The following is a 26993-nucleotide window of genomic DNA, read 5'->3' as shown; positions in this document are numbered from 1 at the left end:
GGTCGGGATTGAGCCGGGGTTTTGGGCCCGGTTGCAGCTGTTCGGGAAAACGCCACCGCTTGCGGTGAAAAGGGAGATCGCGGTCGGTGGCCGCAGAAATTTTGAGCGTCGAATGCCGGGATCGGGTCCCGGGCGCGATGCTCGATCGTCGGTTCCAGGGAGGAGAGACACGTGACGACAAACACATCCATGACTTCGGCCATTCAGAAGGCTTCGGCCATTCAAAAATGGTCGCGCCGGGTTTTCATGGCGGCTGCGGGCAGCCTTGCCATCTCGGCGGCGGCCGGCCTTCCTGCCTTCGCGCAGGATGCCGAGTGGCAGAAGGTGATCGACGCGGGCAAGAAGGAGGGCTCGCTCGTCCTCTATACCGCGCTCGTCGGCCAGCCGAGCACCAAGCAGATCGCCGAGGCCTTTACCAAGCAATACGGGATTTCCGTCGAGGTGCTTGAAGCGCGCGCCTCCGAGATCCGCGAGCGCGTCCGTGTCGAGCAGGCCGCCGGCCGCTTTGCCGCCGACGTGATGTTCACCAGCGAAGGGCAGACCATGCTCTACGACAAGGAGGACAAGTCCGTCGATCCGCTGCCGGCGACCCCGAATTCTCAAAAGATCGGCGACAAGTTCAAGCTCAAGGTGCCGATGGCCTCGGTCATGACCATTCCCTACGGGATCATGATCAATACCGGCCTCGTGAAGCCAGCCGACGAGCCGAAGAGCTGGAAAGACATTACCGATCCCAAGTGGCAGGGCAAGATCCTGTCCGACGACCCGCGTGCGATCGGGGCCGGTTACCTCTGGTTCTTCTCGACCCATGACAAGATCGGCGAAGACTATTTGAAGAAGGTCGCGAGCCAGAAGCTCGTCTTCACCCGCGACCAGCGCGAGTCGCAGCGCCGCACCGCACGCGGCGAATATTCGATCTACATGCCCGTGATCATGACCGATTTCTCGGATCTGAAGGGGCTGCCGGTCAAGTTCATCATTCCCGAGGAGGGCGTTCCTTACGTTCTTTACGGCAACGTCATGCTCAAGAAGGCTCCGCACCCGAACGCCGCCAAGCTCTATCTCGATTTCATGCAGGGCCCGGTCGTGCAGAAAATCTACGCGAGCCTCGGCTACGGTCCCGTCCTTCCCGGCATGACCGAAGGCCTGCCGGCGGACGTCAAGGCGATTTCCGAAGCCAAGCTCTACGGCACGACGGACACGACCCGCCAGAACGAGATGCTGGCCAAGTCCAAGGACATCTTCAAGTAAGCCTCCCAGGCCGCCGCCGGTCCGATGTTCGGGCCGGCGGTGCCGTTTTTCATACCCGGAGCCGCGAGGATCCCATGACGATTATCCACAATCGCCCCCTAGACGACATCGCCGAAACTGCGCCGACGATTGCCGGCAATGCTTTCACGCGCGCCTTTTCGGGCGGATCGCTGTGGCGTCTGATCGGCATGCTGGTGCTGATCCTGATCCTCGGCTTCCTGACGATCTATCCGCTCGCCATGCTGCTCTACGGCAGCCTGCATTCCACGCCGCCCGGCATGGCCGGCGAGTTCAATCTGAACGGCTACCGATCGATCATGACCACCCAGAACCTGATCGTTCTGGCCAACACGATCGGCATATCGCTTGCGAAAACCATACCCTCGCTGACGATCGCGGTGTTTCTCGCCTGGATCGTCGCACGGACCGACACGCCCTTCCGTGGCACGCTGGAAGTGCTGATCACGCTGCCGTTCTTCATTCCTCCGATCCTGACCGCCATGGCCTGGGGCATGCTCGCCAACCCGCAGGTGGGCGTCATCAACATGGTCTGGCGCTGGCTGACCGGTGGTACCGATCCGCTCGTCAACATCTATTCCTATGGCGGCGTCATCTGGCACATGTGCCAGTATTCGATCCCGTTCCTTTTCCTTTTCATGGTCGACGCCTTCCGGGCGATGGACCCGTCGCTCGAGGAATCGAGCCGCATGTGCGGCGCCTCGCGCTGGACGACCTTCCGCAAGATCACCCTGCTCCTGATGCTGCCGGTGCTGACCAGCTCCTTCATGCTGAGCTTCATCAAGGGCATCGAGACCTTCGAGTCGGCGCTGTTCTTCGGCCTGCCCGCAGGCATCAAGGTAATCACCACCGACATCTACGAGTCGATCAACCACCGCGCGACGCCCGACTACCAGTACGCGACGTCGCTTTCCTTCGCGATCATGGGGCTGATGTTCCTGCTCGTCATCTGGCAGTGGTGGATGCTGCGCGGCAAAAGCTTCCAGACCGTCACCGGCAAGGGGTTTCGCCCGAGCGTCATGGAGCTCGGCCCCTGGCGCTGGGTGACCTTCGCCTTCTGCGTGCTGTTCTTCTTCATCACGGTGGTGTTGCCGATCGGGCAGCTGATGCTCGGCTCGTTCTTCCGTTTCTTCGGCTTCTACACCTATGACATGCTGACCCTGGAGCATTACAGGTCCGTCTTCGCCAACAGCGAATTCTGGCGGGCGGTCCGCAATACGATGATGCTCGGCCTGCTCGGCGCCACCGCGACCATGGCGCTCGGCGCGATTGTCGCCTACATCTCGGTGCGCACCCGCTGGCGCGGTCGCAACCTGATCGACGGCATGGCCTGGCTTCCCTGGATGATGCCGGGCATGGTCCTCGGCGTCGGTTTCCTCTGGGCGTTTGCCATGCTGCCGGGGCCGATCCCGATCTACGGAACCGTCTGGGCACTGCTGCTTGCCTATATCGCGCTCGGCACGCCGGTTTCCGTGCGGGTGATGACCGGCGCCTATCACCAGCTTTCCTATGACTTGGAAGAATGTTCGCGCGTTCACGGCGCAAGCTGGTTCCAGACCATGTGGCGGATCATGGTGGCGCTTGCCTGGCCGGCCTTTGCCGTCGGCTGGGTGCTGACCTTCTTCGGCATCATGCGCGAGCTGTCGGCGTCGATCCTTCTCTATTCGGTGGGATCGGAAACGCTGGCGGTCGTGCTGATGAAACTCTGGGCCAACGGCAATGCCGAGCAGGTGAGCGTCATCGGCCTGATGATGATGCTTCTGGTCATCGTATTCCGCTGGGTCCAGCTCAGCTTCATCAAGGCCCGCATCAGCAAGCTTTAGGCTTCAGGCCCGGCGGCTGCGGCCGCCGGCCGATTTTTGGTTGTCGTTTAAGCGGATCCTGGCATCCGCTCCGAAAGGAAGAGAAATATGGCTTCGGTGACGCTCGAAAACGTGAGCCGCATGTATGGCGCGATAACTGCCGTGGACAACGTGAACCTGAAGATCAAGAGCGGCGAGTTCGTCACGCTGCTCGGGCCGTCGGGCTGCGGCAAGACGACGACGCTGCGCATGGTGGCGGGTCTCGAGAAGAATACCGGCGGCCGCATCGCGATCGGCGACAATGTCGTGTCGGATTCGGAGAAGGGCTATTTCGTGCCCTCCGAACGCCGGCGTCTCGGCATGGTCTTCCAGTCCTATGCGATCTGGCCGCATATGACGGTGTTCGACAACGTCGCCTATCCCTTGCGCATCCGCCGTCGCCCGGACAAGGAAATCAACGATCGCGTCATGAACGCGCTGCGCCTCGTCGAAATGGAGCAATATGCCGAGCGTCCGTCGCCGGCACTGTCCGGCGGCCAGCAGCAGCGCGTGGCGATCGCTCGTGCTCTGGTGTTCGAGCCGGAAGTGCTTTTGCTCGACGAACCGCTCTCCAACCTCGATGCGCGCCTGCGCACCCAGATGGGCGACGATTTCCGCGCCTTGCAGCAGCGCCTGAAGATCACCGCACTCTACGTCACCCACGACCAGGCGGAAGCCATGGCGCTGTCCGACCGGGTCGTCGTCATGCATGGCGGCAAGATCTTGCAGGTCGGTGCACCGGAGGAAATCTACCGCCGGCCGGAAAACCGCCAGGTGGCCGCCTTCTTCGGAACGCCCAATCTCCTGAACGCGACGGTCAAGGATTGCCGCCCGAACGGCAGGCAATATTACAAGCTCTCGGTCGAAGGCCAGGGCTGGTCCGGCGACTGTCATGCGGCAACCGAAATGCCGAAGGGCGCGGATGTCACGGTCATGGTGCGGCCGGAAAACCTGCATGTCCGGGACGCGGGCCAGGTGAACGGCGATCTTTCGTGGTCAGGCGAGGTTTCGCAGGCGATCTTCCGCGGTTCGCATCGGTCGATCATGGTCAAGACCCCGGCGCAGACGCTGCATGTCGAGGCTTCGTCGCTTTCGAATGTCGATATCGGCCGCCCGGTCACCGTCGCCGCACCCGTGGAGGCTGCCTGGGCCGTGCGGAACTGATTGTTCTGGGGCTCCCCTGGCCCATCCGGCTCGGGTTTGGGCCGGCGATATGGAAAACTTGCGTTTTGTCGCAGATATTCAATATTGAAGCGATGTTCCCGCCGGCCTTTCCTCGGCCGGCGTGGTCCGCATTTCGATATGGCGCAGGTGAGGCCCAAGCATGACCACAGGCACCCGAACTCAGAATCCTCCCGGGCCTGAGAAGCAGGAGACCCGCCAGCAGCACGTGATCGACAAGTTGAGGACCTGGGCGAGCGACGGCACGATCGATCCGCGCAAGAAACTCTCCGAATCCGGGCTTGCCGAGGCGCTCGGCGTGTCGCGCACGCCGATCCGGCATGCGCTGGCGGTGCTGGTTGAAGAGGGCGTGCTGCAGCGGGTTGGCGCCCGCGGCTATCGTGTCCGAGCCTACAAGGTTGCCGACGTGATCGAGGCGATCGAACTGCGCTCGATGATCGAGGGTTATGCGGCCAAGAAGATTGCAAGCGAAGGCCCGTCGCCGACGCTGGTGGCGGAGCTCAAGGATTGCCTGCGCGAAGGTGACGATATCTTCGAGAACGGCGGTATCGACGATCCGGTCAACGAGGAGCGTTATGCGGCGATGAACCTGCGTTTCCACACGTTGATCATCGAGGCCGGCGGGGGAAACCTGCTGCACCAGCTCACCAGCCTTTTCGACCGCGTGCCCTTCGGCGCGCCGGATTCGATCCGCTTCGACAACATCACCCGCAAGGAGCGGGCGCAGCATCTTCATTACGCGCACTGGCAGCACCATCACATGGTTTCGGCGCTGATCGCCCGCGACGGCGCCCGCGCCGAAAGCCTTTTCCGCGAGCATGGGGAAGGGGTGAAGATCAGCCTTGGCATCAGCAAGGGGCTTTTCGCGATCGACGGCTCGCGCATCCTGCCGATCTTCGACCTCGACAGTCCGGCCGGTCATATCAATGGCCCGATGCAGGACGAAAACGAAGACTAGGGGCGTTAGCAGGCGCGAGGCGATTCAGTTTGGGATCCCAAAATGCCAATTTTGTTCGCGGATAGCGGCAATCCGGATCCAGTTTGTTTTTCCGCACCGCATCAATTATCACCATATATTATACCAACGGCGCAATTCTAATGGGCTGTCGCGGCACTTTTGGCGGAGCGGCCAAAATCGGGTATTGTATCCCAAAAATGATTGCTCTATGAATTGCTTCGACCGGGAGGAGGCCTCGATTTCCGCCGAGCCGTCGAGGCGAGGTTCGAGAACCGGGCTGTTGGGAGGAGATGGCGGGAGGAGACCGCTGACCCTCAATTGCATGAGACATCTTGAGACGATGCATATCGTATCCCGAACCGGCTTTGCCGGCGGGCGGCATGCAGGAGAGCAACCGAGGGAAGGTTAAGAAAATGCCGAAGAATCTGACCCAGATCCTGAAAGAAAAGGGCAATACTGTCGAGATGCTGCGCAATTCGCGCATCGGCATGTATATCTATCCGGTCGTCGCGCCGGAGTTTTCGAACTGGCGCACCGAGCAGATGGCCTGGCGCCATTCGGCGGTCCTGTTCGACCAGTCCCACCACATGGACGAACTGATTGTCGAAGGCCCGGACGCGTCCAGGTTCCTGGAAAGCCTGGCGATCAACAGCTTTGCCAATTTCGGCGTCGATCGCGCCAAACATTACGTTCCGGTGACGCCTGCTGGACACGTCATCGGCGACATGATCATCTTCCGCGAGCGTGATGACAAGTTCGTGCTCGTTGGCCGCGCGCCGACCGCCAACTGGCTGCGCTACAACGCTTCGCTCGGCAAGCATGACGTCAAGCTTACCCACGACCCGCGTTCGCCGTCGCGCCCGGACGGCAAGGAAGTCAATCGCGTTCACTACCGCTTCCAGATCCAGGGTCCGGACGCTCCGAAGATCTTTGAAAAGATGAATGGCGGCCCGATCCCCGACATCAAGTTCTTCCATGTCGACTGGATCAATATCGGCTCCAAGAAGGTCCAGGCCCTGCGCCACGGCATGGCCGGCGCGCCCGGCCTCGAAGTTTGGGGTCCCTATGCCGAGAAGGACGAAGTCCGCGAGATCATCGTCAAGGCCGCCAAGGATGCCGGCGTCGACCTCTATCTCGTCGGTGCGCGCGCCTATTCCACCAACACGCTGGAATCCGGCTGGATCCCGTCGCCGCTGCCGGGCATCTACACCGGCGCCGAACTGCAGGGCTATCGCGACTGGCTGACGGAAGACAGCTATGAAGCGACCGGCTCGATCGGCGGCAGCCTCGTCTCTGACAATATCGAAGACTACTACGTCAATCCGTACGAACTCGGTTACGGCATCTACATCAAGTTCGACCACGACTTCGTCGGCCGCGAGGCGCTGGAAAAGATGAAGGGTCAGCCGCAGCGCAAGAAGGTCACCTTCGAGTGGAACGCGGAAGACGTGATGAAGGTCATCGCATCGAACTTCGTTCCCGGCGGCGAGGCCTACAAGTGGATCGACCTGCCGCAGCCGAACTATGCGTCTTCGAGCGCCGACAGGATCATGCATGGCGACAAGGTCGTCGGCATGTCGATGTTCAACGGCTACAGCTACAACGAACGCTGCATGCTGTCGCTCGGCGTCGTCGACGCGGATGTCCAGGAAGGCGACGTCCTGACGCTGATCTGGGGCGAACCGAACGGTGGAACCGGCAAGACCTCGATCGAAAAGGGCCACAAACAGGCCGAAATCCGCGTCCGCGTCTCGCCCACCCCCTATGCCGCCGAAGCCCGCGAAAACTATGCCGAAAGCTGGCGCACCAAGAAGGTCTGATTGTCCTCCCAGGATGTTGCACGAGAACGGCGCCTCCGGGCGCCGTTTTTCGTATTTTGACTGAGGGTGAGCTAGGAAAAGCGCGCACCAGCTGGATGGGTCAGTCGATTTTTGTGTCCTGTTTGTTGTAGAGTCGTCATTCGCGCATCGGAGGGGACATGTCTGTAAACAAGCCATTTCGACGGACTATTCGGCAGTTCGTAGATGGTCAATATTCTGAAGGCGGCCGATGGCAGTATATGCGCCATCCCAAATTCAGTTCCGACGCCCTTCACTACCTTCGAGCGTTCGAGGTAATTCAGAAAGATGTAATTAATCTATTTGATTATATCGAGCCTGATGAAGTCAATAAGGATACGTATTCATTCAGAATTCATGAATTAATGCTTCGCGTTTGCACTGAAATTGAGGCGAATTTCAAGGCGATACTCCGTGAGAATAAATATCAAAAGACGAAGCGTCTCGATATCTCGGACTATAGGAAGATAGAAAAGTCGCATTTCCTATCCGAATACCAAGTGAAGGCGCCTGTGTGGCGGGGCGACAACAAAATTTTCCATCCGTTCAACGACTGGTTAAAGGATGGCAAGCCAACCTGGTATCAGGCGTATAACTCAGCGAAACACGACAGACATAGCGAGTTTCGCAAGGCAAATTTTGATAATCTGTTGAACGCGGTGGCTGGCCTGCTAGTCGTACTTTCATCGCAATTTCTCGATGGAGTGTTTTCATCTACTACATCGCTTTCCACAAGCATCAATGTACCGATCGACAAATTCGAGGATGGTATTGGAAGTTACTTCCTGGTAAAATTTCCTGAAAGCATACCCGCAATTGCGAGATACGATTTCAACTGGCAGACCTTGGAAGGTGAAGTTGACCCCTTCCAAGATTTTGACTACAGCCAGTAGTTAACTAGCCCGCATCCCCCATCTTGCCCGGGTTCATGATCCCCAGGGGATCAAGAGCCGCCTTGATCTTCTTCATCACATCCACCGCCTTGCCGTGTTCGCGGCGCATGAATTTGAGCTTGGCGATGCCGATGCCGTGTTCGCCGCTGGCGGTGCCGCCGACGGCCAGCGCCCGTTCGACGACGCGGTCGGCCATTTCGTCGGCCTCCTTCAGATGCTCCGGATTGTTCGGGTCGATCAGGTAGGCGGTGTGGAAATTGCCGTCGCCGACATGGCCGATGATCTGGCCCGTCAGCGAGGAGGCATCGATATCGGCCCGCGCTGCGACGATGCTTTCGGCAAGCCTGGAGATCGGCACGCAAATGTCGCCGGTATAGAGCTCAAAGCCCGGAATGATCGCCTTGGTCGCCCAGAAAAGGTCGTGGCGGGCTTGCCAGAGTTTTGCCCGCTCGTCAGCATCGGCCGTCCAGCGGAAGGAGATTGCCTTGTGGCCCTTGGTGATCTCTTCGACCAGCTTCGCCTGTTCCTCGACCCAGGCGGACGTGCCGTGGAATTCGAAAAACAGCGTCGGGGCGACCGGCATGTCTAGCTTGGAATAGTTGTTGACGCTGGCGATCGCCACTTCGTCCAGAAACTCCACGCGGGCGACCGGAATGCCATATTGCACCGCCTCGATCACTGCTTCCACGGCATTTGCGACAGTCGGGAAAGGGCAGAAGGCAACCGACACGGCTTCCGGAATGGGATGCAGGCGGACGGTGAGTTCGGTGATCACGCCGAGCGTGCCCTCCGAGCCGACAAAGAGATGTGTGAGATCGTAGCCCGACGAGGATTTTCTGGCCCGCGAGCCGGTCTGGATCGCCTCGCCGTCTGGTGTCACCACCCGGAGAGCCAGCACGTTTTCGCGCATCGTGCCGTAGCGGACCGAAGTGGTGCCGCTGCCGCGGGTCGACGCCATGCCGCCGATCGAGGCGTCGGCGCCGGGATCGACCGAGAACATCAGGCCGGTTTCGCGCAGGTCCACATTGAGCTGCTTGCGGGTGACGCCGGGCTGGACGACGGCCAGCAGGTCCTCGGGCCGGATCTCGAGTATCCTGTTCATCTCGCGGGTATCGAGTGAAATGCCGCCGCGGATCGGGATCGTGTGGCCTTCCATCGAGGACCCCGCACCGAAGGGCACGACCGGCACCCCATGCGCAGCACAGGCGGAAACGATCGCCTGCACCTCTTCTTCGGTGCGCGGAAAGACGACGGCATCGGGCAGGTGAGGGGCGAGCCGCGACGTGTCGTGGCTGTGGTGTTCGCGCACGGCCGCCGACGTTACAAGCCTGTCGCCGAGAATGCCTTTGAGTTTCGCAATCGCCTGACCGACCGGCGTGACGAGATCATCCATTTTCTTCCTCCCTGATGCCGCAATGATGACTTGAATAATCGTGCCCCTCGATCCGGTACGGATCCAAAGCAACCGGGGCCGGAAATCTTGGTGCGTCCCGGCGTTTCCGCCAACGGTTTTGGACGCCGATACCGTATCCCAACCGATCGGCCGGCAGTTTTTCCCGGCCGAACATTCCCTCCTTCAGATTAGGGTCTCCCAGCCCCGCCTTGTTACCCCATTCTTCCTGCCGTGTATGCATGAAGTGCTGTCGCGACATTCTAGACGGTTTGAACTGCGGTTGAAGTGCCTATCGGAGAAATCTCAGGAGCCCTGATTTTTTGTATCCCAAAACGAAATGGAAGCTTGTCGTTTCAGCCTGGATGTGTTGAAATTCGAACGTTCGGGTAGGCGATGTCGGGAGGACGGCGTCACCTTGGGAGACCGGGCATGGGAGGAAATCGATGTATACACAGATGGCCGGGACAGTTGCATCTGCCACAGACATGGTGGGTTCGGTTTCGGCTGCTGAGATGACGCGCGGCCGCGCCGCTGCCGACCTTTCGCCGGCCGTTTTTATGGGCGCCGCAATTGCGGCTCGTCACGGAATTTCCAACGACTTTGTCGATCCCGCCGGAGCTTGAACTCTCCCGGTGGGTTGACCGCGATATTCGCTGGCCGCAGCGGGGAGGGAGCCTCGCCGGCCTCTGATCTCAAAGGGAGGAGAAACACATGAAACTGAAGGCATTGCTCGCTTCGGCCTGCCTCGCGGCGCTGATTGCACCCGCTCACGCCGCCGACGTAGAACTGACATTGTCGCACTGGGTACCCGCCACCCATGCGCTGCAGCCGGGCGGGATGGAGCCTTGGGCGAAATCGATCAAGGAAGCGTCCGGCGGGCGCATCAACATCACCATATACCCCGCCTCTCAGCTCGGTGCCGCACCCGATCATTACGACATGGCGCGCGACGGCATCGTCGATATCGGCTTCATCAATCCGGGTTATCAGCCGGGGCGCTTCCCGATCATCGCGGCGGGCGAAATTCCCTTCCTGATCGCCAATGCCAAGGGCGGGTCGCGGGCGCTCGACGAATGGTATGGGCAGTACGCCCAGAAGGAAATGAAGGACGTCTACGTCTGCATGGTACATCTGCATGACCCGGGAACGCTGCACGGCGTCAAGGGACCGATCCAGGTTCCTGCCGACCTGAAGGGCAAGAACATCCGCCCGGCGCACGCGACCATGGCCCGCATGGTGAGCTCGCTCGGGGCCGCATCGGTGCAGGTGCCGGCTGGCGAAATGCGCGAACTGATCTCCAAGGGAGGTGCCGACATGACCGCCTCGCCCTGGAACTCGATCTACACGTTCGGTCTGCAGGACGTGACCAAGCATCATCTTGACCTGCCGTTCTACGCCACGACCTTCGCCTTCGTGATGAACAAGGCCAAGATCGACGGGCTTTCCGCCGCCGACCGCAAGGTGATCGACGATCACTGCACGCCCGAATGGGCCGAGAAGATGGCCAGCAAATGGGCCGATGCGGAAGCGGCCGGGCGCCAGAAGATGATCGATGCGGGAGGCCACACCCTCTACAAGCCGACCCCGGACGAGGTGGGCCTCTGGAAAAAGGCGACGGGTTCGCTGCAGGGCGAATGGGAGACTGCAGCCACCAAGGCCGGCATAGACGCCAAGGCGGCCTGGGCGAGCCTGCAAGAGACGCTCAAGAAATACGGCGCCGACGTGAAATAACCCGCGCAGGACCATTCGCAGGCGGGTGCTGTCGCGGCGCCCGCCCTTTTCCATCCGTTCATCGAGTGCTGTCCATGAACCGCTATCTGGAACGCTTCAGCGACGTGGTCGATCTTGTGGCAGGCATCCTGCTGGGGCTATGTACCATCCTGATCGTCGCTTCCACCGTTGGCCGCTATGTCCTGGCGTGGCCGATCCCCGACTCCTTCGATATTTCGCGCTATCTGATCGGCGCCTGCATCATGTGGGGCCTGGCGTCGCTCGGTTATCGCGGCGGGCACATCGCGGTCGACCTGCTCTACGAGCCGATGGGGCCGCGGGGGCGCCGCGTCCTCAATTTCATCGCCTGGGCGCTGCTCCTCGTCTTCACGGCCATGCTCGCCTACATGATGTTCTTCCGCCTCGCCAGCGCCTATCGGAGCAATGAAGCGACGTTCGATCTGCGCATCCCCGTCTGGCCATTGATCGGCCTGATCTGGCTCGGCTGCGCATCGGCTGTCGTCACCACCGCGATCGCGCCTTTCGTTCGGCGCGAACCCGAAGATATCGATCCGCTTGAGGGCCATGGCGTATGAATACCGCTGATCTCGTCGCTATCGGCGGCTTTGTCGCCATGTTCGTGCTCATGGGCCTGCGCGTTCCGCTCGGCGTTTCGATGGGGCTGGTCGGCATATTCGGCTTTGCCGCCATGCGCGGCATGTCGCCGGCGCTCAACCTGCTGACGACATCGCCGATCCGCGTCATTACCGACTTCAACCTGACGCTCGTGCCGTTCTTTATCCTGATGGGGGCCTTTGCCACCAATTCCGGCATGTCGCGGGAATTGTTCAGGACAGGCAATGCCTGGCTCGGGCAATTCCGGGGAGGGCTCGCCCTCTCCACGATCGGCGCCTGCGCCGGATTTGCGGCGATCTGCGGCAGTTCGATCGCGACCGCCGCGACAATGACCCGGATCGCGCTGCCCGAGATGCGCAAGGCGAAATACGCCGATGCCACCTCGACCGGCGTTATCGCCGCAGGCGGCACGCTCGGCATTCTGATCCCGCCTTCGGTGATCATGGTCGTCTACGCCTTTCTGACGGAGACGGATGTCGCGCAGCTGCTGATGGCCGGCATCATCCCCGGCATCATGGCGACCTTCATGTACATGGCGACGGTGCTGATCGCCCATGGCAAGCGGTTGCCGCCCGGAAAGCCGTTCGAGCTGAGGGAAGCTCTCGCATCGCTTCGGGACGTCTGGGCCGTTTTGCTCCTCTTCATCGCCGTCATCGGGGTGATTTATTTCGGCGTTGCGACAGCCACGGAAGCGGCGGCGGTCGGGGCCTTGATGACCATGGTTATCGGCTTGCTGCGCGGCCGGCTGAACTATCGGTCCATCATGGCGAGCCTCGTGGAGTCACTCCGGACGTCGGTTTCGCTGTTCAGCGTGCTGATCGGCGCCATCCTGTTCGGCTATTTCCTGGCGATCACCCAGTCGCCGCAGAAGCTGACAGCACTGCTGGTCGGAATGGATCTCGGGCCCTATGGGACGCTGACGCTGATCCTGGTCATTTTCCTCATTGCCGGGGCTTTGATGGACGAGATGGCGATGATCATCCTGCTCGTGCCGATCGTGTTCCCGGTCGTCAGCCATCTTGGCTTCGACCCGGTCTGGTTCGGCATCATCATCGTCGTCGCCTGCCAGCTCGGCATGATCATGCCGCCCGTCGGCATCAATGTCTTCGTGATCAATTCGATTGCGAAGGACGTGAAGATCACCACGATCTACGGCGGCGTCATGCCTTTCATTCTCAACGATATCATCCGGCTTTTCCTGCTGGTGGCGTTCCCGGTGATCTCGCTCTGGCTGCCGCAAACGATGAGATAACGTACATGATGGCACCGAGCCTCAGACAGCTTTGCGAAATCCGCGCCGAACTCGGCGCGCCGATCGAGAAGGGAGGCGGCCCTGGCGGCCGCTGGCGGATCATCCCGATCATCGGCGGCGTGGTGGAAGGGGAGCGCCTTTCCGGGCGCGTCCTCAATCTCGGCGCGGACTGGCAGAGCGTCTATGATGCCGGTTACGCGGAACTCGACACGCGTTACGTGATCGAGACCCATGACGGGGCGATGATCGACATCCGCAATTTCGGTTTCCGGCACGGGCCGCCGGACGTGCTGGCAAGGCTGGCGGCGGGCGAGGCGGTCGATCCGGCGCTCTATTACATGCGCACGACGCCGCGCCTGCAGACCGGCGACCCGAGATATGCCTGGCTCAACCACACCATGTTCATCGGCACCGGCGAGCGTTTGGCAAATGCGGTCAGGATCGGGGTTTTCGAGGTGCTCTGATCCACCAGACATTTCGAAACAAGAAGGCCGCCGGATCATGAACCCGGCGGCCTTTCTGTTTGAGCTCTATGGCCTCAGGCCATGTGGATCGTCTTGACCTCAAAGTAGTTTTCGAGGCCTTCGGGGCCACCCTCGCGGCCGATGCCGGACTGCTTGAACCCGCCGAAGGGATGATGGATGTCGACGATCATGCCGTTGACCGTCACGCTGCCGGTCCGCATGCGGCGGGCAAACGCATAACCACGCTCCGGATCGGAGCTGAAGACCGCGCCGGACAGGCCGTATGTCGTGTCATTGGCGATCTTTGCGGCTTCGTCATCGTCCTTGTAGCTGATGATCGACACGACCGGGCCGAAGATTTCTTCCTGAGCGATCTTCATGTCCATCGTCACGTCGGTGAAGACGGTCGGCTCGATGAAGTAGCCGCGGTCGAGACCGGCCGGGCGACCGCCGCCGCAGGCAACCGTCGCACCGCCTGCGCGGCCGGCAGCGATATAGCCTTCGACGCGGGCAAGCTGGCGGGCCATGGTGAGCGGGCCCATCTGGGTGGTCGGATCGGCTGGATCACCGACCTTGATGTTCTTCACCGCGCCGACATAGAGGTCGATGAATTCCTGTTTGCGGGATTCCGGCACCAGGATGCGGGTCAGCGAGAAGCAGACCTGGCCGGTGATCGGCATGGAATAGACCATCAGCGCCGGCAGGGCCTTGGCGAAGTCGGCATCGTCGAGAAGCACGGCTGCCGACTTGCCGCCGAGTTCGAGGCTGACGCGGGCAAGGCGGTCGGCGCAGGCGGCGGCGATGGTCTTGCCGGCAATGGTCGAGCCGGTGAACGACACCTTGTCGACGCCCTGGTGGCGGACGAGGTAGTCGCCGCCTTCGCGGCCGGCCGGAACGAGGTTGAAGACGCCCTTGGGCAGCCCGGCCTGTTCGATGCATTCGGCCAGAAGATAGGCGTCCAGCGGGGTTTCCGGCGAGGGCTTGGCGACGATCGTGCAGCCGGCGGCAAGCGCTGCCGAGACCTTGTAGTTGAGGAGCACCATCGGCGCGTTCCACGGCGTGATCGCGGCGCAGACGCCGACCGGCTCGCGCACGACGCGGACTTCGCCGCCATCGGCGCGCTTGCGCTGATCGACGAACTCGTCGTTCTCGATCAGGCCTGCATAATAGTTGTAGAGGCCGGGGTTTTGGCCGACGAGCTTCTTGGTCAGGAAGATCGGCGCGCCGACCTGGGTGGTCCAGGCATTGGCGATCTCGTCGAGGCGGGCGGTCAGGAGGTCGGCGACCTTGCGCAGGTATCCGGCACGTTCCTTGAAGGTCATGCGCGGCCAGGGGCCGTTGTCGAAGGCGTCGCGGGCGGCGGCAACGGCCTTGTCGATATCGGCATTGCTGGCTTCGGGATAGCTCATCAGCACTTCTTCGGTCACCGGCGAGATGACGTCGAGCTTGTTGGTGCCGAGCGGGGCGACCCATTCGCCGCCGATGAAGAACTTTTCGGGGGTTTTCAGGACCTGTTCGTTTCTGACAGCGACATTCATTTCAGTCTCCTCCTCGGATAGAATGATTTCCAAAAGCCGCGGCCCCTTCATCTTGAGAAGGCCCCGCAGGCATGACGACAGTTCCTCGCCCTTTTCGCAGCGAACGGCCTTGCAGCCCTGCGCCTCAGCGATTTGCACGAAATCCATGTGGCCGATGTCGACGCCGTCGATGCGGCCGGAACCGCTCCGCTCGGCAATCGCCTTCAGTACCTTGTAGCCGCCGTTGTTGAGGATGACGATCATCAGATCGGCATCGTATTCGACGGCGGACCAGATCGACTGGATGGAATAGAGGCTCGATCCGTCGCCGATGACGGCGATGACCGGCTGTTCCGGCCTGGTCAGGGCCGCACCGACCGAGCCGGGCAGGGCATACCCGAGCCCGCCGCTGGCGGTGGCGAAAAAGCCGCCGGGCCGTTCGATGGGCAAGAAGTCGTGCAGCGCGTCACGGCCGCTTGGGGCTTCCTCGAAGACGATGCTATCAGGCGAGCGAACGTCGGCGAGCGTCTGGTAGAAAAATTCCTGGGTGATGCCCTTCGGTGTTTTCAGGCGCGGAATGGTGCGGGCGGGGCCGCCAGGACGCTGCGGACGGCAGCGCAGGCGGTAGACGAGGCTTTCTGTGGCGGCGCGCAGGTTCGAGACCATGGCGTTGCCGACGATGGCGCTCGCGACCTGGGCCGGGTCGTCGGTGATCAGCCACAGTTCCGCACCTGCCGGAATATCCGGGCCGGAGCCGGCGAAGTGATAGGTGAAGGCCGGCGCGCCGAGCACCAGCACGAGATCGGCGCCATGCAGGCAGTTCGCGAGCTTCGGCTGGAAGGCCGGCAGGAAGCCGGCAAACAGCGGATGACGCTCCGGAAAGCTGCAGCGCGACGAAAGCGGGCTTACCCACACCTTCGCCTGCAGGATTTCGGCCAGCCGTACCGTGGCGTCCCAGGCATTGTCGATATCGACGCCCGGTCCGACAACGAGCACCGGCTCCTTGGCATCGTTCAGCTGGCGGGCGAGATCGTCGATCGCCGAGGCAGGGGCGCTGATCACCGTTTCCACGTCGCGGATGGCGATCGGCGCTGCCTGCGCCTGCCAGTCGCTCAGGGGCACCGACACCATAACCGGTCCGCGGGGTGCCTGCATCGCCATATAATAGGCGCGGGCGATCGCTGCCGGCACGTCTTCGGCGCGGGCCGGTTCGCAGGCCCATTTCACATAGGGCTTCGGAAATTCGGTCGGATTTTCGGCGAACAGGAACGGGTCGTGGGGCAGCAGTTCGCGGCTCTGCTGACCGGTGGTGATGATCAGCGGCGCGCGGTTGCGATAGGCCGTGTAGATATTGCCGAGCGCATGGCCGAGGCCGGCGGCGGAATGCAGGTTTACGAAGGCCGGCTTGCGGCTCGCCTGTGCGTAGGCGTCGGCCATCGCAACGACGATCGATTCCTGCAGGCCGAGCACATAGGAAAAATCCTCCGGCACGTTGACGAACATCGGCAGTTCGGTGGAGCCCGGATTGCCGAAAATGCGGTCGATGCCCTTCTGCCTCAGAAAGTCGAAAACCGCCTCACTTACGGTCTGTCCACGCAGCTTCGTGCTGCTGGACAGGAAATCCAGCGACATCTTGTTCATAGCTTCGAGGCCTCCTCCCGGCCTTCAGGGCTCCCACCCTGAGCGCATGTCTTGTCGTGGGAAGTGTCGCAGATAGCGCCCTCTCTTGGAATTGAAGAATTTCCAATAATCCATTACATCAAGGCATGACTTTGGATGTGCGATCGGCTCAAATCGTTCTGGAATGCGCGCGGCGCGGTAGCCTCGGCGCGGCCGCCACCGCCTTGAACATGACGCAGCCGGCAATCACACGCATGCTGAAGCGGCTGGAGGACAGCTACGGCGTTCCTCTTTTCGAGCGCACGACGCGCGGCGTGGTGCCGACCGTCTTCGGAGATGCCCTGCTTCCCTATGCCAAACTGGTCGTTTCCGAGATCGGCAATGCGACAGACGTGATCCAGCAGATGCGCGGCGCCAGCCGCGGCGTGGTGCGGATCGGCGGGGTGGCGAGCGTTGTCGGCGGTTTCATCATCGCGGTGATCGGCGAGATGCGCAAACAGCATCCGGAAGTGCAGTACCAGGTCATCGAGGACCTGGAGGACCGGGTGCTGGAAGGGCTGAAGGGCGGAACGATCGATATCGCGATTTCGCCGGAGCCCTATCTGGACGACGACATCATCATGGCGACGCCCGATATCATGCACGACACGGTGTCGGTTTTTGCAAGGTCCGATCATCCGATCATCAGCCGAGAGCATGTAGCGCTTGCCGAGGCGGCGGGCTTCGACTGGGCCATGCCTCCACCAGGCACACCGACCGTCAGGGAGTGGCAGCGGCGGTTCCATGACAATGCGCTGGAGCCAAACGCGCCGTCGATCGTCTCCCGCTCCGTGCCGGTTCTGAAAGCCGCGGTTCTCTCGGAGGCGATGTTCTGCTGGATGCCGCTGCCCTTGGTGCGCGAGGAGGTGGAACGGGGCAACATGGCACGCGTCAACGTGCCCGAACTCGACTGGCAACGGACCTTTCGCGTGTACCGCCGCAAGAAGGGCCTGATGACGCCGCCGACGGTCAACCTGCTGCAATGCATTCGCCGCATCAGCGAGACCTGGGCGATGTAAAGGGCAGGGCGGTTTAGGCTCTACCTCTGCTTGGGGAAGGCGTTCCCAGATCAGCCGACGTTGCCGACCCGCGGCAGCGACGCGAACTCCTTGAGATAGGCCCGCCAGCCGCCATAGGCGGTGATGTCGAGCGCACCCTGAAGTGCGAACGGTTCGGCCAGAAACCCCTTGGCCGAAGTGCCGTCCGACAACACGACGGTGCCGATGCCGAGCGGGGGCGGGATCGCCGCGACGAACAGGCCGAAGCCCGCCGGCGTCAATTTCCAGACCTCGACCTCGATCTCGCCGCCTTCGCCTTCGGCGACGCGGACCATGCCGGGTTTCGGCGGCACCGTGCCGGCCAGCGCATAAAGCTTGTAGGCGGCCGAGGTTTTCGCGACCCGGGAGAACGTGCCGTCGAGATTGGTAAGCTGATGGTTGAGCGGCATGCCGGAAAGGTGAGCACCGACCACGATGACGTCGATCAGGTCGTCGCTGGCGATTGCGACAGGCGTTTCGGATGGTGCGGGAAGCGGCCAGCCGGTGGCGCCTAGCGAAAGGCCGCTCGCCTGGTGAAGGTCACGGGCAACCGATGCGGTGAGACCGTCGCGGCCGAAAGGTGCAAGCAGCGTGACACTTGCCGGCAGGCCGTCGGCACGGGTGCCGGTCGGCACGGCGATGCCGCACATGTCGAGCAGATTGACGAAATTCGTGTAAGTGCCGAGCCGCGAGTTTTCCCGGATCGGCTCCGCATCGAGGTCCGCACGCGTGTAGTGGGTCGGCGCGGTCGGCACGCAGAAGAGATCGACGGAGGCGATCAGAGGCGCCAGCGTCTTCTTCAGGGCCTGCAGCGCATAAAAACCCTTGAACGCATCGGTCGCGGAAAGCGATTTGGCGCCGCCGTAGATTTTTCGCGTCACCGGGTGGAAACTCTCTTCCTTGGTGTCGAAGAACGGTTTTACCGCGGCATAACGCTCGGCCACCCAGGCGCCTTCGTAGAGAAGGTTGGCGACCTTGTAGAACTCGCCGAACGGCACTTCGACGATCCGGTGTCCGAGCCTTGCGAGCATCGATATTGCATCGCCATAGGCTGCCTCCATCACGGCATCGCCGAAGAATTGCAGGTCGGCCTTGGCAGGGATGCCGATCGTCAGCACCGGCTGCGCCGAGCCGAATCCGGTCGCCGGAACGACCTTCGAATAGGCGTCCGTCTCGTCGTATTTCGCGGCGACGGAGAATACCGTCCACGCGTCGTCCGTAGTCAGCGCGAAGATCGAGACGCAGTCGAGGGTGCGGCAGGCGGGGACCACGCCACTGGTCGACAGCGCGCCAACGCTCGGTTTCAGTCCGACGATATTGTTGAGGCCGGCCGGGATGCGGCCTGAGCCGGCGGTATCGGTGCCCAAAGCGAAGCTGACGATGCCCTGCGCGGTCGCGACCGCCGACCCGGAAGATGAGCCGCCCGGCACGAGCCTTGCGTCGATGGCGTTTTTGGGGATCGGATAGGGCGAACGGACACCGACCAGACCGGTCGCGAACTGGTCGAGATTGGTCTTGCCGATGACGATCGCACCGGCTGCCTTGAGCAGGCCGACCACGGTCGCGTCCTTCTCGGGCATATAGGCATAGTCCGGGCAGGCGGCCGTGGTCGGCATGCCTGCGACGTCGATATTGTCCTTCACCGCGAAGGGAATGCCGAAGAGCGGTTTCGCCGGATCAAAGGCGCCAAGGCTTGCGGCTTCCGCTAGCGCCGTCTCCCTGTCGGCCAGGTGGATGAAGATGCCGGGATCATCGACCTCGGCGATCCGCGCGAAAACCGCCTCGACGATCTGCGCGACACTGCCGCCATCCTGGTAGAACGCGTGAAGCGAGGCGATGTCGAAGGCGGGCGTCTGTTCCGGCAAGCTCATGCCATTTCCTCTTCCAGTATTGTCACCGGCCGGTCCCACTGGATAAGGACGACGCAGCCGGTATCGCTCCAGACGGAGTGTTCGGTGCCGGGCGCATTGACGATATAGCTGCCGCGACCGTAGTCGCCGGCCTCGTCGGATTGCACGCCCTCGAGCACCAGGATGGTTTCGAGGCCTTCATGGCGATGGCGGGGAACGCCGGCGCCGGCCTCGTATTTCAGCAGCGCCACGCCCGGCTGGTCGCCTTCGAAGGGGCGGATCCAGTGGATCGTGACCTCGTCGCGGAAGGGCTCGAATTCCAAGTCTTTCCATCCACCTAGCGTCAGAAGTTCGCGGGTTGATTCAGGCATTGGTGATCCCCTTTGGCGCGATCCCTTCCAGAATGTCGTCCACATGGGCGGTCCAGCCGACGATGGCGCCCTGGGCGCGGATCATGGCGATGGCCGCCGCCTTGAACTCCGGAAAATAGCTTTCGGTCGCCTCTTCGGCGAGCAGGCATTCGTAGCCGCGGTCGTTCGCCTCGCGCATCGTCGTCTGGACGCAGACTTCCGTCGTCACGCCGGCAAAGACGAGCTGGCTGATGCCTTTCGCCTTCAGCACGTCACTCAGTTCGGTGGCGTAGAAGGCGCCCTTGCCGGGCTTTTCGATCACCACCTCGCCACCGATCGGCGCGAGTTCGGAGATGATCGCCGTACCCGGTTCGCCTGAAATCAGCACCCGACCCATGGGGCCGACATCACCGATCCTGAGCGTTGGATTGCCGCGGTCGCGCTTGGCGGGCGGCAGGTCGGAAAGGTCCGGCTTGTGGCACTCCATGGTGTGGATGACCGGCAGGCCGGCATCGCGAAAACCCTGGATCAAGCGTTTGACGTCCGGCACGATCTTGGTGATGCGGCCGACATCGTTACCGAGGCTGGCGCCAAAACCGCCAGGTTCGGCGAAATCGCGCTGCATATCGATGACGATGAGCGCCAGCGCACCTGGTTTCGCCGGGAAAGCGAAGGGTTCTGCCTTGATCTCGATTATCCCCTCGGCCATCAGTGATGCCCCGCCATATGGGCGCCGATGACGCCGATATCGGCGGCGCGGATCGGTGTTTCGTAGACCAGCTTACCCTCCGAGATCACCATGATGCGGTCCGACATTTCCAGCAGTTCGTCGAGATCTTCCGAGAGCAGCAGCACGGCGGTGCCCGAATTGCGGGCCCGCATGATGCGGGCGCGGATTTCGGCGACGGCTGAGAAATCCAGGCCGAAACAGGGATTGGAGACGATCAGCAGATCGACGTCGCCGGTGAGTTCGCGGGCGAGCACCGCGCGCTGCACGTTGCCGCCGGAAAGGGCTGATATCGGTGAGGAGGACGAGGCGGTCTTGACCTTGAAATCCGAGATCAGCGAGGTTGCGCGCTTCTTCATCTCGCCCTTGTTCAGCCAGATCGCATCCTTGCCGTCGCCCTTGAGGTCGAAGGTGCGGAAGGCAAGGTTTTCGCTGACCGTCATTTTTGGCGCACAGGCGTTCTGGAGGGGTTCTTCCGGAATGAAGCGGACATTGTTCCTACGGGTTTCTGGGCGGGTCGCGCCATAAGTCTCGCCGTTGACGGTCACCGTGCCTCGGTCGGTCGGGCGCTGGCCGGCGAGGATTTCGGTCAGCTCCTTCTGGCCGTTGCCGGAAATGCCGGCGATGCCGACGATCTCGCCGGATCGGACCGTCAGGTTGTCGATCTCGATCGTCTTCAGCCCGGAGCGATCCGGCGCCTTGACCTGTTCGACCTTCAATACCGACTTCGCAGCCTCGGGCACCGGCAGGCGGCTGTCGAGTTCTGCAAGCTTGACGTCGCCGATCATCATTCCCGCCATGTCGGAGGTGGAAAGTTCGCTGACCTTGCCGGTGCCGACCAGCTTGCCGCGGCGCAGGATCGACACGGCATCGGCGAACTTCGTCACCTCGTGGAACTTGTGGCTGATCATCAGCACCGTCAGTTCGCCGCGCTCGGTCATGCCGCGCACGATGCCGAGCATCTCGTCGGCTTCGGCCGGCGTCAGCACGGAGGTCGGTTCGTCGAGCACGAGGAAGGAACGGCCGAGATAGAGCTGCTTGACGATCTCCAGCTTCTGCTTCTCGCCGGCCGCCAGCTCGCTCACCGGCCGTTCGAGCGGGATCTGGAACGGCATGCGCTGCATGAAGGCGGCGAGATCCTTGCGCTCCTTCGCCCAGTTGATCACCGAGGGCACGGAGGTGCGGCTGATCACCAGGTTTTCGGCGCCGGTCAGCGAGGGGACGAGCGTGAAATGCTGGTAGACCATGCCGAGCCCGTAAGTGGCGGCATCCTTGGGCGAGGCAACCGAGACTTCCCGGCCGTCGACCGAGAGCGAGCCGGATGTGGCGTGGTAGAAGCCCATGATACATTTGACGAGCGTCGACTTGCCGGCGCCGTTTTCGCCGAGCAGAGCATGGAACGAACCGGCGGGCACGCTGATCGAGACGTTGTCGAGCGCGGTGAAGGAACCGAACCGCATGGTCATGCCGAGCGTTTCGATGCCGACCGCCTTGCCGGCCTGGGGGAGTGGGGTATCGCGAACGATGCTCACTTCAAGTCTCCTTTTCGACGATAATAGCGACGGGGCCGCCGCCGGGTGGTCCCTGATGCTCGGCGCCGCCCGAGACGTAGAGGTCGGTCATGCCGAAAACGCCCGCGAGAACGCCGCCGACGAAAGCGCGGGCGTGGCGGGTGCCGGAAATGTCGGAATCGTCCAGCATAGTATGGCGCTTGCCGCCGATCTTGCCGGAAGGGTCCGGCTCGGCCTTGGCGAGAACCGCTGCAAGGCGGCTGTTTTCCGGCAAGCGTTCACGCGCCCAGCGGACGGAACGTGCGTCGATCGCGTTTTCCATGACGGCATGATCAATCGCGAACGGGCCGGACCACCGGGAACTCATGCCGAGGACGATGATCTCGTGGTCGATCAGTTCGACACCGGCCGAAGTCGAGGCGCAATTCGAGAAGAGGTCAAAACGGATACCGATATCGGCATCGGCGATTTCCGCTTCGTCGACCTCGCCGAGCGCCACCGCGACGCCGAGCGCGGAGGCGCCGCGCGACAGGCTCATCGACTTCAGCGTGTCGCGGGTCGCGACGGTGGCGCCCGCGGCCTCCGCCTCGGAGATCCGGCGCGACGTCAGCAGCGGGCATTTGATCTGGACGAAATGCACATCCGCCGGGTCGTCGATATCGGCATCCCGCATTGCCGCCCTGACCCCGTCGGCGACGAGCAGAACCTGTTGCCGGCGTCCGAGATGATGGGTGGGCAGAACGGGTGTGCGGGAGGCACCGATTGCAAGCGCTCGTTCGCCGGGCGCTTCCACAGTTTCGCGGGTGAAGATCGTCCAGTGCGGCGACAGCGCGCCTTCGGTTCCACCCGACATGACGGTCAAAACCCCATCGACACCATGCCTGTGGAACAGGTCTTCGAAGCTGCGGGTCGCGTATCCACGGCTGAAATCGTTGACGCAGCCGTTGCCTTCGGTCTTGCCGAGCACCGCAACGACGTTCTTCGCCGCAAGGCCGCCCGCAAACAGCGCCTCGACGCCGGCGACATCGTCCGGGCCGTCGGCGGATATGCGATAGACGTGGGCACGCAGCGAAGGCATCAGGGCAGGGCCTTCACGAGTGCTTCGGAATTGGAGACGGAGCCGAAGACGCCGCCCTGCATCTTGACCATCTTGATGGCGGCGAGGTGGTTGCCGTAGTCGGTGGCGCCGCAGCAGTCCTCGAGCATCAGGCATTCGAAGCCGCGGTCGTTCGCCTCGCGCATCGTCGTCGAGACGCAGACATCGGTGGTGATGCCGGTCAGCACGATGTTTTCGATGCGCTTCTGGTTGAGGATGAGTTCCAGGTCGGTGGCGCAGAAGGAGCCCTTGCCCGGCTTGTCGATGATGACTTCGCCTTCGATCGGATAGAGTTCCGGGATGATATCCCAGCCGGGCTCACCGCGGGTGAGGATACGGCCGCAGGGGCCGGGATCGCCGATGCCGGCGCCGATGCGCTGCGAGCGCCAGCGCTTGTTGGCGGGCAGGTCGGCGAGATCGGGCCTGTGGCCCTCGCGGGTGTGGATGATGTGATAGCCTTTTGCGCGCATGGCGGCGAGGACGCGTTTGATCGGCTCGATCGGCGCCTGCACCAGCGACAGGTCGTAACCCATGTGGTCGACATAACCGCCCTTGCCGCAGAAATCGGTCTGCATGTCGATGATGATGAGGGCGGTGTTCTGAGGTCTCAGGTCGCCGTTATAGGGCCAGGCATAGGGATCGGCGTCGATATAATGCCCTTTGGTTTCAACCATCGCGTCCATCATTGTCTCTCCTATTCGCCAGCCAGCTTGAATGTCTCGCCGTAAGACCGCACGGGTTTGTCGAAGCCGCAGGAGGTGCCGTCGGTGACCTTCACCGCGTCCTCCCAGGGCAGCCGGTATTTCCCGGCGATCAGGTCGTGCATGTAGGTGTAGGGCGCATCGCCGGCGCCGCCTGCGACCGCGACGTAACCGCGATGGCCGAACTGGTAGATGTTGTTCTCGACGCCCCAGCCGAGCCGCGCCTCGCGTACCAGATCGGGCCGCACTTCGGCGGTGATGATCTCGTTGACGCGGCCGGACGTGCCGTGGGCGATGATCGTGCCGTCGAAATTGCAGACCATGCCTTCGCCCATGGAATCGAACGTGCCGTCCGAACCGCACATGCACACACTCGCCGTCACCATCAGGTTGCAGAAGGCGTTCGACTGGTTGGTGAATTTCCAGCTCTCGCGGATCGGCGCGGTGTAACCGGCGGTGCGGATCATGATCTCGGCGCCCTTGTAGGCGCACTCGCGGGCCATTTCCGGGAACATGCCGTCATGGCAGATGATCAGGGCGAGTTTTGCGCCCTTCGGTCCGTCGATCACCGGAATGCCGAAATCGCCCGGCTCCCAGGGTTCCACAGGCACCCAGGGGTGCATCTTGCGGTAATAGAGCTTCAAGTCGCCGTTACCGTCGATGACGATGCCGGAATTGTAGGGCATGCCGCCGGGATTGAGCTCCATGATCGAGAAGCAGCCCCAGATGCTGTTTTCCTTGCAGGCCTTCCGGAACGCTGCGACTTCCGGGCCGTCCAGCGTGCACATGATCTCCGGATTGATATCCATCGAAAGCCCGTGCAGCGCGTATTCGGGAAAGACGACGAGATCCATGCCAGGCTGGTTGCGCCGGGCCTTGGCGACGAGATCGACGATCACCTGTGTCTGCCGGGCGAGATCCGCCCTGGTGACAGTCACCGGAAGCTGGAGCTGGACGAGGCCGATACCGACGCCGTGCTCCGATTTGTTGAGGCCGCCGAGCCCGTTCATAGAATATGCCCGTTCATGACCGGTCTCCCTTATTTCGTCAGCGACAGCGCGCCCGGCGCGCCGGCAAGCGAGCGGGTGGGCGAGGAGGTGGCAATCAGGATGATGAGGGTGAGCACGTAAGGCGCCGCATAGAACAGGTAATAGCCCTGCGTGACGCCGACCGATTGCAGGGCAGGCCCAAGCGCGCCGGCACCGCCGAAGAGCAGGGCGGCGAGGAAGCAGCCGATCGGGTTCCAGCGGGCGAAGATCACCAGCGCCACGGCCATCAACCCTTGTCCGGAGGAAATGCCCTCGTTCCAGGAACCGGGATAATAGAGCGACAGATAGGCGCCGCCGATCGCCGCCAGCGAACCACCGGCGGCAGTCGCCAGCAGCCGCACCCGGTCCGGGCTGATGCCCATGGCGCGCGCGGCATCGGTGCTGTCGCCGACGACGCGCAGGATCAAGCCGATACGGGTGTTCTTGAAGGCCCAGAACAGGAAGAGGGCGAGTGCGGCGCCGATGAAGAACAGCACGTTGATGTTGAGGGCCGCCTGCACCTGTGGTGTCGCCGACCAGCCGCCGAGCGGGATGGAGGGCAGTTTCGGCGCCACCGGCTGGATGAAGGATTTTCCCAGGAAGAAGGCGAGGCCCAGGCCGAACTGCATCATCGCAATGCCGATGGCGATGTCGTTGACCTTGGGCCATTTACAGATCCAGCCGTGGATCGTGCCGAACAGGGCGCCGGTCGCCATCGCCGCCAGCACGCCCAAGGTCGGCGAACCGGTCATCACAGCCACCGCATAGGCAGTCATGGCGCCGAAAACGAGGGTGCCTTCGAGCCCCAGATTGATGCGGCCGGAGCGCTCGGTGATCGTCTCCCCGAGCGAGACGAAGATGAACGGGGTGGAAACGCGGATGGCGCCTGCGAAGATCGCCAGCGGCACGCCCCAGAGGCCGATACCTGTGTCTTCCATCAGAGGCTCCTTTTCCAGAGGTCGGGATTGAAGATCTTGAAGCGGCCGTAAAAGGTCTCGCAGAAGAGGATGACGATGAACAGCGTGCCCTGGAGCACGAGCACGGTCGCATCGGGCAAGCCCATCCGCCGCTGGATCAGGCCGCCCGACGCGGCGATGCCGCCGAGCAGGATGGCGACCGGGATGATCGCCAGCGGATTGTGGCGTGCCAGGAAGGCGACGAGGATGCCGGTATAACCGTAACCGGCGGCCAGCGAGGCGTTGGCGCTGCCCTGCACCGCCGCGACCTCGATCATGCCCGCCAGGCCCGCGAAACCGCCGGCAATGGCGGTGAAGCCGACGATCAGCTTTCCGACCGGCAGGCCCTGGATCTGCGCAGCCCGCACATTGCCGCCGGCGATGCGGGCCGCAAAGCCGAAGCTGGTGATCTCGATCAGCACCCAGGAGAGGATGCAGGCGACGACGCCAATGACGAGGCCCCAGTGGACATCCATGCCGGGGATCTGGCCGAGCATGTATTCCTTCGGCAGAGGTTTGGTGGAGGGCTTGTTGAGGCTCGCGGGATCGCGCAGCAGCCCTTCGACGAACTGGTTCATCAGGGCAATCGCGATATAGGCCAGAAGCAGCGAGGAGATCGTCTCGTTGACGCCGCGATAGTGGCGCAGGAAACCGGCAAAGCCGATCCAGATACCGCCGACCACCATGGCGGCAAACCCCATGAAGATGAAGAGCACGATCGGCGGCACGATGCCGATGAAGGGCATGGCGCTGGCCGCCGCCGCGACGCCACCCAGCACGACGGCGCCCTCCGCCCCGATGATGACGAGGCCGAGCCTCGCCGGCAGCGCGACGCAGAGCGCGGTCAGCAGCAGGGGGGCAGCGCGGGAAAGGCTGTTCTGGATCGAGAACCAGCTTCCGAAACCGCCCGTGTACATCAGCTGGAAAAGGGTGACCGGCGACTTGCCGATCGCCAGGATGAAGAGGGAGAAAAGCGCCAGGCCGATCAGGATCGCCACGAGCCCGATCGCCACGGGTTCAGCCCGTCGCGCCAGCCATTCGAGGACGGGGCGCAGCGAAGCACCGCTCCCCGTTGCTATCGATAGTCCCGGATCGTTCGCTTCGACGGTCATGCGCTTCTCCTTC

Annotated in this window: 22 protein-coding genes; 11 read left to right on the top strand and 11 right to left on the bottom strand. The window is 62.4% G+C overall.

What is annotated here, in order from left to right:
* The first annotated feature begins 171 nt into the window (after positions 1 to 171).
* From C5J22_RS11745 to C5J22_RS11720, 6 genes are all read left to right on the top strand, one after another.
* A complete protein-coding gene (locus C5J22_RS11745; protein ID WP_172746600.1) occupies positions 172 to 1251 on the top strand; it encodes an ABC transporter substrate-binding protein in 1080 nt (359 codons plus the stop codon).
* A gap of 74 nt (positions 1252 to 1325) precedes the next feature.
* Entirely contained in the window at positions 1326 to 3092 is a 1767-nt protein-coding gene (locus tag C5J22_RS11740; protein ID WP_245440352.1) for an iron ABC transporter permease, read from the top strand.
* A gap of 87 nt (positions 3093 to 3179) precedes the next feature.
* Positions 3180 to 4274, top strand: coding sequence for an ABC transporter ATP-binding protein (locus C5J22_RS11735; protein ID WP_105438354.1), 1095 nt, complete (start codon positions 3180 to 3182; stop codon positions 4272 to 4274).
* A gap of 160 nt (positions 4275 to 4434) precedes the next feature.
* Positions 4435 to 5250 (top strand): GntR family transcriptional regulator, encoded by an 816-nt coding sequence (locus C5J22_RS11730; RefSeq protein WP_105424235.1) that lies wholly within the window; start codon positions 4435 to 4437, stop codon positions 5248 to 5250.
* Between the two features lie 413 nt (positions 5251 to 5663).
* Positions 5664 to 7070 carry an aminomethyltransferase family protein gene (locus tag C5J22_RS11725; RefSeq protein WP_038543673.1) on the top strand — a complete coding sequence of 469 codons (1407 nt, stop codon included), beginning with the start codon at positions 5664 to 5666 and terminating at the stop codon, positions 7068 to 7070.
* Positions 7071 to 7228: 158 nt separating this feature from the next.
* Complete coding sequence (locus tag C5J22_RS11720) at positions 7229 to 7981, top strand: hypothetical protein (protein ID WP_172746599.1); 753 nt, start codon at positions 7229 to 7231, stop codon at positions 7979 to 7981.
* 4 nt (positions 7982 to 7985) lie between these two features.
* On the opposite strand, the gene C5J22_RS11715 is transcribed toward C5J22_RS11720, so the two are convergent.
* A complete protein-coding gene (locus C5J22_RS11715; RefSeq protein ID WP_105438352.1) occupies positions 7986 to 9374 on the bottom strand; it encodes an FAD-binding oxidoreductase in 1389 nt (462 codons plus the stop codon).
* 711 nt (positions 9375 to 10085) lie between these two features.
* Here C5J22_RS11715 and C5J22_RS11705 point away from each other — a divergent pair.
* The 4 genes from C5J22_RS11705 to C5J22_RS11690 all read left to right on the top strand — a co-directional run bounded on the left by C5J22_RS11705 (position 10086) and on the right by C5J22_RS11690 (position 13436).
* The gene (locus C5J22_RS11705) at positions 10086 to 11105 is read left to right on the top strand and encodes a TRAP transporter substrate-binding protein (protein WP_105424237.1); all 1020 of its coding nucleotides are present in this window, start codon (positions 10086 to 10088) and stop codon (positions 11103 to 11105) included.
* A 74-nt stretch (positions 11106 to 11179) separates the two neighbouring features.
* On the top strand, positions 11180 to 11680 hold the full coding sequence (locus C5J22_RS11700; protein ID WP_105438350.1) for a TRAP transporter small permease: 501 nt from the start codon (positions 11180 to 11182) through the stop codon (positions 11678 to 11680).
* A complete protein-coding gene (locus C5J22_RS11695) occupies positions 11677 to 12972 on the top strand; it encodes a TRAP transporter large permease (protein ID WP_105438349.1) in 1296 nt (431 codons plus the stop codon). The genes C5J22_RS11700 and C5J22_RS11695 overlap by 4 nt, the downstream gene beginning before the upstream one ends.
* A 5-nt stretch (positions 12973 to 12977) precedes the next feature.
* Positions 12978 to 13436 (top strand): DUF3237 domain-containing protein, encoded by a 459-nt coding sequence (locus C5J22_RS11690; protein WP_105438348.1) that lies wholly within the window; start codon positions 12978 to 12980, stop codon positions 13434 to 13436.
* Positions 13437 to 13510: 74 nt separating this feature from the next.
* Here C5J22_RS11690 and mdlC read toward each other — a convergent pair whose 3' ends face one another.
* Complete coding sequence (gene mdlC, locus C5J22_RS31980; RefSeq protein WP_205837172.1) at positions 13511 to 16594, bottom strand: benzoylformate decarboxylase; 3084 nt, start codon at positions 16592 to 16594, stop codon at positions 13511 to 13513.
* 137 nt (positions 16595 to 16731) lie between these two features.
* Between mdlC and C5J22_RS11675 the strand changes: the two genes are divergently transcribed.
* Positions 16732 to 17631, top strand: a complete 900-nt coding sequence (locus tag C5J22_RS11675; RefSeq protein WP_172746598.1) for a LysR family transcriptional regulator — start codon at positions 16732 to 16734, stop codon at positions 17629 to 17631.
* 50 nt (positions 17632 to 17681) lie between these two features.
* On the opposite strand, the gene atzF is transcribed toward C5J22_RS11675, so the two are convergent.
* The 9 genes from atzF to C5J22_RS11630 are packed head-to-tail and all read right to left on the bottom strand — an operon-like array spanning position 17682 to position 26980.
* Entirely contained in the window at positions 17682 to 19520 is a 1839-nt protein-coding gene (atzF, locus tag C5J22_RS11670; RefSeq protein WP_105438346.1) for an allophanate hydrolase, read from the bottom strand.
* Positions 19517 to 19870 carry a cupin domain-containing protein gene (locus C5J22_RS11665; RefSeq protein WP_038587764.1) on the bottom strand — a complete coding sequence of 118 codons (354 nt, stop codon included), beginning with the start codon at positions 19868 to 19870 and terminating at the stop codon, positions 19517 to 19519. Before C5J22_RS11665 ends, atzF begins: the two co-directional genes overlap by 4 nt.
* A complete protein-coding gene (locus C5J22_RS11660) occupies positions 19863 to 20546 on the bottom strand; it encodes a cysteine hydrolase family protein (protein WP_105424502.1) in 684 nt (227 codons plus the stop codon). The genes C5J22_RS11665 and C5J22_RS11660 overlap by 8 nt, the downstream gene beginning before the upstream one ends.
* Before the next feature lie 11 nt (positions 20547 to 20557).
* Positions 20558 to 22108: an ABC transporter ATP-binding protein gene (locus tag C5J22_RS11655; protein ID WP_105438345.1), complete on the bottom strand. Its 1551-nt coding sequence runs from the start codon at positions 22106 to 22108 to the stop codon at positions 20558 to 20560.
* A gap of 1 nt (position 22109) precedes the next feature.
* Entirely contained in the window at positions 22110 to 23165 is a 1056-nt protein-coding gene (locus C5J22_RS11650; protein ID WP_105438344.1) for a ring-opening amidohydrolase, read from the bottom strand.
* Complete coding sequence (locus C5J22_RS11645) at positions 23165 to 23866, bottom strand: cysteine hydrolase family protein (protein ID WP_105438522.1); 702 nt, start codon at positions 23864 to 23866, stop codon at positions 23165 to 23167. The genes C5J22_RS11650 and C5J22_RS11645 overlap by 1 nt, the downstream gene beginning before the upstream one ends.
* Positions 23867 to 23877: 11 nt before the next feature.
* Complete coding sequence (locus tag C5J22_RS11640; protein ID WP_105438343.1) at positions 23878 to 24894, bottom strand: formamidase; 1017 nt, start codon at positions 24892 to 24894, stop codon at positions 23878 to 23880.
* 29 nt (positions 24895 to 24923) lie between these two features.
* Positions 24924 to 25850: an ABC transporter permease gene (locus C5J22_RS11635; protein ID WP_105438342.1), complete on the bottom strand. Its 927-nt coding sequence runs from the start codon at positions 25848 to 25850 to the stop codon at positions 24924 to 24926.
* Positions 25850 to 26980 (bottom strand): ABC transporter permease, encoded by a 1131-nt coding sequence (locus C5J22_RS11630; protein ID WP_105438341.1) that lies wholly within the window; start codon positions 26978 to 26980, stop codon positions 25850 to 25852. Before C5J22_RS11630 ends, C5J22_RS11635 begins: the two co-directional genes overlap by 1 nt.
* Positions 26981 to 26993: the final 13 nt, after the last annotated feature.

The organism is Neorhizobium sp. T25_13 (genome assembly GCF_002968675.1).
GTDB classification, from domain to species: Bacteria; Pseudomonadota; Alphaproteobacteria; order Rhizobiales; family Rhizobiaceae; genus Neorhizobium; species Neorhizobium tomejilense.
Note: the sequence above shows the minus strand (reverse complement) of the source record. Positions and strands in the feature narration are given on the sequence as shown.